Here is a 7,931-nt window from a genome sequence, read left to right as displayed (position 1 = left end):
GTTCGGTTTCCTGCCCGCAACCCCGCTCTTGGCCGGGCCGTGTTGGCCGCGAAGCGTCCTGCCCGCTCCACCCCGGCCCCTCGGGGGTTTCCGGCCGGCCCTTTGGCCCAGCCGTGCAGACGTCTCCCGACAGGCTTTTGCCGGGTCTTGTCGAAGGGATGGACCCTCGCACCAGACACAGGAGAAACACCATGCAGAACATCGTCATCCTCGCCGGCAACATCGGTCAGGCTCCGGAAGCCCGCGTCACCCAGGGCGGCACGAAGATCACTCACTTCACCCTCGCCACCTCGCGCCCCCGCCTGTCGGAAGGTCGCCCGATCCGCGACGAGCATGGCTACCGCGTGATGGACACCGAATGGCACCGCATCACCTGCTTCAACGGCCTCGGCAAGTCGGTCGCCGAGAACTGCGAGAAGGGCATGAAGGTCCTGGTCCATGGCCGCATCCACTACACGAAGTGGACCGATGCGGCGGGTGTCGACCGCCACGGCTGCGAGATCATCGCCGAGAAGGTCGACTTCCTCAGCCGCCCGAAGACGGCCGAGGGCGAAGGCCCCGAGCTGGTCGACAACAACGACGAGGTCGGCTTCTGAGCCGACCAACTCCCACCCGGCGGGGAAAACCCGCCGGGCCTGAAGCAAAAGTACAGGGGTGATACACTTTGCCTGCACGGGAGCAGCATTGTCCCACGCAATCGAGAACAGCACCCTTGCACGGGATCCGCAGGACATTGAGCCATGAACTCTCGGTCTTTGCAGGCCGCCAACTTCAACAGGGCGTGAATGCCATCAGGTCGCGTGGACGTCCCTGGCCGAGATCGCGGCGCGATAGATTGCTGCCGTCCTTATCAATGAAGTTGGCCCAAGGCGTTCAGAGGCGCAATGCTTGGATTTGAACCAAGACCAAAGTGCCTTAGCGCGCCACTTTGCCATCAAAGGGTCACACCAAAGAAACCCGTCGCCAACACGAGGTTTGGGCAAGACTGCTCACTGAAAACAACTTACAAGGAAGCCTGGCGTTTACTCATGCCATTTTTGGTTGTCAGAGAAGGGACATTGGATGAAGCTTTCCCGACTACGCATTTGTAATTTCAGATGTTTTGGGAGCGCAGCTGCAGACATCGCGCTGGACAACACGACGTTCATCCTAGGCCCAAATGGAGCTGGCAAGACGGCTGTGTTGCAGGCCCTGGCAAGAATGTTCAGTGTCGACCCTACTCTTCGCAAGGTGGAGGCATCGGATTTCCATATCGCAGCAGACGAGGCTCCCGACGCGGCTCCAGAGGAGCGGCGGCTCTGGATTGAAGCCGATTTCGAGTTTCCCGAGCTGGAACTGGAAGATGCCGAGGATATGCCGGCGATCCCGGGTAACTTTGCACACATGCTAATGGTCGACGACGAAAAGGCCGTCCGCGTCCGCTTCCGACTCGCAGCAACGCTCGACCAAGATGGAGAGATCGAGGAAACCTTTACCTATGTGAGCAAGACAGATGACGGCGGGCGTCCAACTGAAGAAAGCCGGGCTTCCAAGCAAGATCGCAACGCCGTTCAGGTGCACTATCTGCCCGCCCGCCGCGACCCCTCCAATCACATCTCCTTCTCAACCAATGCGTTGCTAGGTCGAGCCCTGCGAGCAGCAGACTGGAGCAACGAGCGCGCAGTGATCGGGAATCTCACGGCACAAATTACGGCGGCGCTTACTGGTAACGGTGCTATCGAAGGCATCGGAGATTCACTAAGTGAGATTTGGGGCCAGCTTCACAAAGGTCAGTTCTTTGCTGCCCCAGCAGTAACTTTCGCGCAGAATGAGATCAACACGCTGCTCCGTCACCTCAGCCTGACATTCTCGCCTGGTCACGGGGAGCCGCTAGTCGACTTTTCGCGGCTGAGCGACGGTCAACAGTCGCTGCTCTATATCTCGATTGTGCTCGCCATGCGTGAGATCGGTGACAAGGTGCTTGCCGGAGAGCTAGACGCCTTCGACATAGACAAGCTGCGGCCCCCAATCTTCACTTTGATTGCGATTGAAGAACCGGAGAATAGCCTATCGCCGCATTATCTCGGCCGCGTCGTTCGCGCAGTCTCCGAATTTGCGAAAAGCAAAAACACGCAGGCCGTAGTTGCAACCCATGCACCTTCGCTTCTGCGACGTGTTGCTCCCGAAAGCATCCGCTACCTCCGCCTCGATGACAATCGCTGCACGGCGGTCGCTGGAATTGTACTCCCTGACGACGAGGATGCGGAGAAATATGTGCGAGAAGGTGTACAAGCCTTTCCAGAGCTCTATTTTTCGCGCTTCGTTATCCTAGGAGAAGGAGATAGTGAGGAGGTGGTTCTGCCACGCCTGCTTGCAGCTCGAGGGATTCTAACCGATGATGCATCAATTTCAGTCGTCCCTCTAGGTGGGCGGCACGTAAATCATTTTTGGCGATTGCTTCATGCGCTCGGTATCCCGCATGCTACCGTTCTCGATCTTGATCTTGCCCGTTATCAAGGTGGCTGGGGTCGCATCAAATACGTCGCTAAACAACTTATTAGGTATGGCGATGTTGAAAACGCTGGAATTGATGCAGATGACGTGGCGGAAATCCCGGCTTGGGACAGCGATACGGGTTTGTTGATCGATGACGACGGTTGGATCGAGTTCTTTGAGAGCAAAGGGGTGTTTTTTTCCTCTCCACTGGATCTCGACTTCATGATGATAGAGGCGTTCGGCGAAGTGTATCTAATCGAGGAGGAAGAACGCGGAGATCCGGACGAAACTACGCTGAAAGCTGTCCTCGGAAAGAAGCATGACGTCGTAGGGGGGCAATATACCAATGAACAGCTTGAGTTGTTCGATGCGTATTACCGTCGCTTTAAACTGGGGAGCAAACCAGCTTGGCATATTCGGGCCATGGCCGCACTAGACGATGCCGAACTTGCGGCCGACATGCCTACGGTCATGACCGCACTATTCGACTATGTCGAAACCGTGTTGGAGGGCTTGCCAGAATGATAGCGTGCGAGCGGTGGTCACCCGTCGATGGACTGACACTGGAGCCGAACGCGCTTGCCGCCGCTACCGAGACAACGCACAATCTTGTGCTCACAGCGGGCCCAGGTTCCGGCAAGACTGAATTGCTCGCTCAGAAAGCCGACTTCCTGCTTCGCACAGGGACATGCCGTTACCCAAAGCGGATCCTTGCAATTTCATTCAAGGCAGATGCGAGCCATAATCTCAAGGCGCGCGTTCGCAAGCGCTGCGGACCTGAGTTGGCGGGTCGCTTTGATAGTCACACCTTCCACGCATTCGCGAAGAGGATCATTGATCGCTTTCGCCCAGTACTCACCGGGCGCGACGCGTTGGACGCGGACTATTCAATAGGCCAGCGTCGGGTTCAACGAAAGTCCATCACCTTTGCTGAAATGGTGCCGCTCGCACAGACGATTATTGAGTCCAGTTTGGCTGCTCGCAACGCAGTGCGACAGACCTACAGTCATGTTTTCCTCGATGAGTTTCAGGACTGTACGGCCGAGCAATACGCTCTGATCCTCGCTTGCTTCGGCGACACCTCGACCATTCTAACTGCGGTGGGTGATACCAAGCAAAGTATTATGGGGTGGGCCGGCGCGCTTGAAGGCATCTTCCAAACCTTTGCTGATGCGTTCGACGCCATGCCCAGCAACCTCTATCAGAACTTCCGATCTGCACCTCGACTTCGCCGAATGCAGAATGCGATGGTGAAGGTGATGGATCCCCCAGCTGCTCTCGACGATGCGGATATTGTCGGCGATGGAGGCGAAATTTCTATCCTCCGTTTCGACGACGACGAGGAAGAAGCTGTAAGTATCGCTGAGAGAATTCGTGAACTGATCGATAGTGGCATTGAGCCTTCTGAAATTGCTGTCCTCGTGAGCAAGCAACAGAATCTCTACTGTCAGCGTTTGACCGCCGCGTTTGAGGCCGCCGAGATACCATTTCGGGAGGAAGACAAGGAACAGGATCTTGCATCAGAGCCAGTTGCCGGTCTGATCACCGACTTCTTTCTAATCATCAGCGGTTCTCGACAGCCCGCTGCCTATCGGCGCTTGTTAGATCGCGTCGTTCTCGATCATGGCTATGACGAGGAACGGGAGTATCAGGCGCGCGCTCGCTGGGATCGTTTTATTTCAAAGATTAAAGTGCAGGTCGCTGCAGGTGATATCAATTTCGCGCGGATGAAAGACCTCCAAGAGCTCGCAGCCTCGCTGATCCTTGAGGTTGGGCGAGATAATCTCATCGCCCTTTCTGCAGACTATGCGCACGGTGGTCGATTTGATCAGATAATCGAGCTGGTACTCGAAAGCACCCACGTGTCGTTGCAAGGCAACGCAGACTTGGCGACGGCATTGGCTACTTTCTCTGGAGACAGCGCTGTCCGCATCATGTCAGTCCACAAAAGCAAGGGGCTTGAGTTTGACACGGTTGTCATTCTGGGGGTCGAGCGGGAAACGTTTTGGGGAGAACTATCGGCGGAACGTGCAGCATATTTTGTTGGGATCTCTCGCTCCAAGAAGCGGCTTTGGCTGACAGTGTGTGGCAATCGTCAGCGTCCTGAGGGCGCGTATCGTTGGAGCGTCCAGCGGCATGAGCAAGATGAATTCGTTGGTTACGTGCCATGATCGAGGGCGATCAAGCGCAACTTATTCTTTTGCTTACAAATGTCGCCTGCCTAAGCTAGCCTTCCATGATGACAGATAAAGAAATCCCGCCACGTAATAGGATTTTCATTTCTAAGGCTACGCCTGGGGATGATGCCTTCGCAACTTGGCTGGCGCCCCGCCTCGAAGCTCAAGGCTATGAAGTCTTCGCCGACATCCTCGACTTGTCTCCTGGGGACGGGTGGCGCCTTAAGATCACCCGGACTCTACAGGACGAGGCGGTCAAGATGCTCCTTTGCTGCAGTGATGAGACGTTGGCCCGCGAAGGGGTCCTTGAGGAGATTGAGATTGCGAAGGATCTTTCCCGATCCCTCAACGATCCGCGGTTCATCGTTCCTCTCAAGATGCGGCGTTTCAAGAAGTTATTCGGAATTGGAGGTCTCCAATACATTGACTTCGAACGAAATTGGGCGGGGGGCCTGACAAGGCTCCTTGAGTTTCTGGAAGAGGAGAACGTGCCTCGGTCGGACGCCCGAGCCATTCAGCCCGGGTGGGCGGCCTACCGTCGGCGCCAAGCGGTGGCCTTAAGGCGAGAACCGGAGGTCCTCACCTCGAACTGGCTGCGTGTGCTGACGGTCCCTGACGAGATCTATCATGTTAGGCCGATTGGAAGTCTCGGCGAGAAGCGGAGCGCGGCCTTGGCGAAGGAGTTGTCTTTTCCAGTTCTCGAGCATGCCGGCGGATATCTCTCCTTCGCGGCAGCTTCAGATTTCGAGGCGGCGTTCCCGGCAACCGGGCGCTTTGAGACCGTCTGGTCAGTCGCATATGCCGACTTCAGCGAGAACGGGCACCCAGCTTCAAGTGTCGCATCGATTGATGCCCGTCGCCACCTCGTAAATCTTTTTCGGCTGGCTTGGGAAATGCAGTGTCGGAAGCAGGGCTTTCTTCAGCACATCTTTTCCAATGGGTCCGCTGCGATCGCGAGCGACGGCAAGATCGGCATTGGCAAGCGCGTCCGATGGGGACGGCAAGGACAGCGACGCTCTTCCGTGCTCCGTAACATCGCACGCAAAAAGGTATGGGAGTTCGGGGTCACAGCCTATCCCAGCCTCTTTCCATTCCCCCACTACCGCCTCAAAGCGCGAGTCCTCTTCTCCGAACTTGACGGAATAAAGAAGGGTGTGGTGATCGACGATCCGCGCACGCAGCACCGCTTGCGGCGGGGCGTCTGCAGTGCATGGCGCAACCGGGCCTGGCACGGGAGGTTGATGGCCATTCTAGAGTTGATGGCGGGCGAAAGTCCTTACGTGACGCTGCCGACGGGAGGTGGGTCCTACATCGTCCTTGATGCCATGCCTGTCCAGGTCACGGTACCCGTGACGGCTCGACAACTGCACGAATTGGGCGAAGAGGCCGAGGAGAAGGACATCTCGACGCTCGACGGATTCTTCGGGGAGGATGAAGCATGACGGACTTGCCGGAGGTATCGTTGACAACGCTCTTCATCGATGAGCCAGACCTCGAGTTCGGCCATGGCCAGCGCCTCGACCATCCGAAGGACGGTCTCTACCTTTATGGGCCTGCGGGCGCGCCAATCGCTGGCTCAGTGGTGCGCGTCGGCGTAGTCGGTACAACAGCGGGGATAGCGGACTTGAAGTCCTGGCTCGCACGCCTGAACGTCGGGATCTCGGTACCGGTGGCCGGTGAGCGCGAGAAGATCAACCGCCCTCACCTTTCGGACTTTCCGGGCCTGCGCGAGGCATACGCGATTACCGTCGACGAGAAGGCACTCGTCACCTGCAATCTCGATTTGGCAGATATCGAGCGCACGACTACAATCGCAAATCACCACGAAGCTGTGGCGAAAACTGCCGATCTATATGTCGATGCAGTGGTCCGTCATCTCAAGAACGAGGAAGCGGCCGTCGACGTCTGGCTCATGGTCGTTCCGGAGATCGTCCACGAGCGATGCCGATCAACCGGAAGCGGGCGAAAATCCCAGGATCTTACCCCTGGCGAATTCGCCAAGAAGACGAAGAGACGAGAGATCCTGCCACTGTTCGATGGGCTGCTCGACACGACCGCAGAGGACATTTTCGACGATGTTCCCGACTTCCACCGCCAAATGAAGGCCAAGCTCCTAGTTCACGCACAGCCTTGCCAGATCATCCGCGAAACGACGATCGCTCCTGAGAGGCATCTCGACCGCTTGGGGCGCCCTAAGAGGGGTACGCAGGACCCAGCAACGGTCGCCTGGAACCTTGCGACGGCGCTCTACTACAAGAGTCAGTCCAGGCCACCGTGGAAGGTGGCGGGCATGCGCGAGGGGGTTTGCTACGTCGGATTCGTTTTCAAGCTGATCCCAAACCATCGCGACCACCATGCATGCTGTGCCGCGCAAATGTTTCTGAGCGAGGGCGATGGGGTCGTGTTTCGCGGGGCGAACGGCCCCTGGTATACCGAGGGCAAGGAGTTCCACCTTTCAAAGGACGCCGCCCGTAGCCTCATTGAGCGGGTAATTGAGACATACCGGACGAAGTTCGGCGCGGATCCAAAGGAGCTGTTCATACACGGCAAGACGAAGTTCAGCCCCGATGAATGGGACGCCTTCGCCGAGGCGGCGCCGGTGGGAACGACTATCGCCGGCGTACGGATACGGCCCACGTCGGGGGACATGAAGCTATTCAGGGATGGTGACTACCCATGCATTCGCGGGACTGCCGTCGTATTAGGTGAGCGGGACGCGTTTCTCTGGACATCGGGGTATACGCCGCGTCTCGACACCTACATGGGTCCTGAGACGCCCAACCCGATCTCGGTGACTATCCTGAGATCTACAGGCGACATACCTTCCATTGCGGTCGTTCTGTCGGACATCCTGAAACTCACAAAGATTAACTACAACTCGGCCGCGTTCGCCGACTCCCTCCCGGTTACGGTCCGGTTTGCAGACAAGGTCGGCGATGTGCTGGTCATGGGGAGTGCTCAGGATGCCGAGAGACAGCCGTTCAAGTTCTACATCTGAGCGCAAGCATCGCGGGGCCAGTTAGAGCCAGTTACCGCTCTGGTGTCGCCAACTGATGGCCATTCCCGGTGCTTGCCCCGAAGCTTTGGTCTCGCAAACGGCTGACCGTTTCACACGATCTTTGTAAAGCGAATTACATAATTACTATTATCAGATATTAAAAAAAATCTCAATAACAATATGTTATGTAGGTTTTTGCTCTCTGTTCACGTCCCAGGTGGAGCAGTTGGAGCATTGGTCGTACTTCGTCCCCCGCTCTCGCTGATCGCGACGATACAAGC

The 7,931-nt window shown here is 57.0% G+C and carries 5 protein-coding genes; all 5 read left to right on the top strand.

Annotated elements, in window-relative coordinates; genetic code table 11:
* Nucleotides 1-191: 191 nt before the first annotated feature.
* On the top strand, nucleotides 192-596 hold the full coding sequence (locus AC1Y2B_RS23135) for a single-stranded DNA-binding protein (protein ID WP_482255483.1): 405 nt from the start codon (nucleotides 192-194) through the stop codon (nucleotides 594-596).
* 466 nt (nucleotides 597-1,062) lie between these two features.
* Nucleotides 1,063-3,000 carry an ATP-dependent nuclease gene (locus AC1Y2B_RS23130; protein ID WP_482255482.1) on the top strand — a complete coding sequence of 646 codons (1,938 nt, stop codon included), beginning with the start codon at nucleotides 1,063-1,065 and terminating at the stop codon, nucleotides 2,998-3,000.
* Nucleotides 2,997-4,646, top strand: a complete 1,650-nt coding sequence (locus tag AC1Y2B_RS23125) for a UvrD-helicase domain-containing protein (RefSeq protein ID WP_482255481.1) — start codon at nucleotides 2,997-2,999, stop codon at nucleotides 4,644-4,646. The genes AC1Y2B_RS23130 and AC1Y2B_RS23125 overlap by 4 nt, the downstream gene beginning before the upstream one ends.
* A 65-nt stretch (nucleotides 4,647-4,711) precedes the next feature.
* The gene (locus AC1Y2B_RS23120; RefSeq protein ID WP_482255480.1) at nucleotides 4,712-6,094 is read left to right on the top strand and encodes a toll/interleukin-1 receptor domain-containing protein; all 1,383 of its coding nucleotides are present in this window, start codon (nucleotides 4,712-4,714) and stop codon (nucleotides 6,092-6,094) included.
* Nucleotides 6,091-7,650, top strand: coding sequence for an argonaute/piwi family protein (locus AC1Y2B_RS23115; protein ID WP_482255479.1), 1,560 nt, complete (start codon nucleotides 6,091-6,093; stop codon nucleotides 7,648-7,650). Before AC1Y2B_RS23120 ends, AC1Y2B_RS23115 begins: the two co-directional genes overlap by 4 nt.
* The last annotated feature ends 281 nt before the right edge of the window (nucleotides 7,651-7,931 follow it).

It is taken from the genome of Stagnihabitans sp. (assembly GCF_964946895.1).
The sequence above is the reverse complement of the archived record's forward strand: the minus strand, read 5'-3'. Positions and strand labels throughout refer to the sequence as shown.

Coding starts and splice junctions, on each gene's coding strand:
- AC1Y2B_RS23115 (WP_482255479.1), top strand. CDS start 6,091: ATGACGGACTTGCCGGAGGTATCGTTGACAACGCTCTTCATCGATGAG.
- AC1Y2B_RS23125 (WP_482255481.1), top strand. CDS start 2,997: ATGATAGCGTGCGAGCGGTGGTCACCCGTCGATGGACTGACACTGGAG.
- AC1Y2B_RS23120 (WP_482255480.1), top strand. CDS start 4,712: ATGATGACAGATAAAGAAATCCCGCCACGTAATAGGATTTTCATTTCT.
- AC1Y2B_RS23130 (WP_482255482.1), top strand. CDS start 1,063: ATGAAGCTTTCCCGACTACGCATTTGTAATTTCAGATGTTTTGGGAGC.
- AC1Y2B_RS23135 (WP_482255483.1), top strand. CDS start 192: ATGCAGAACATCGTCATCCTCGCCGGCAACATCGGTCAGGCTCCGGAA.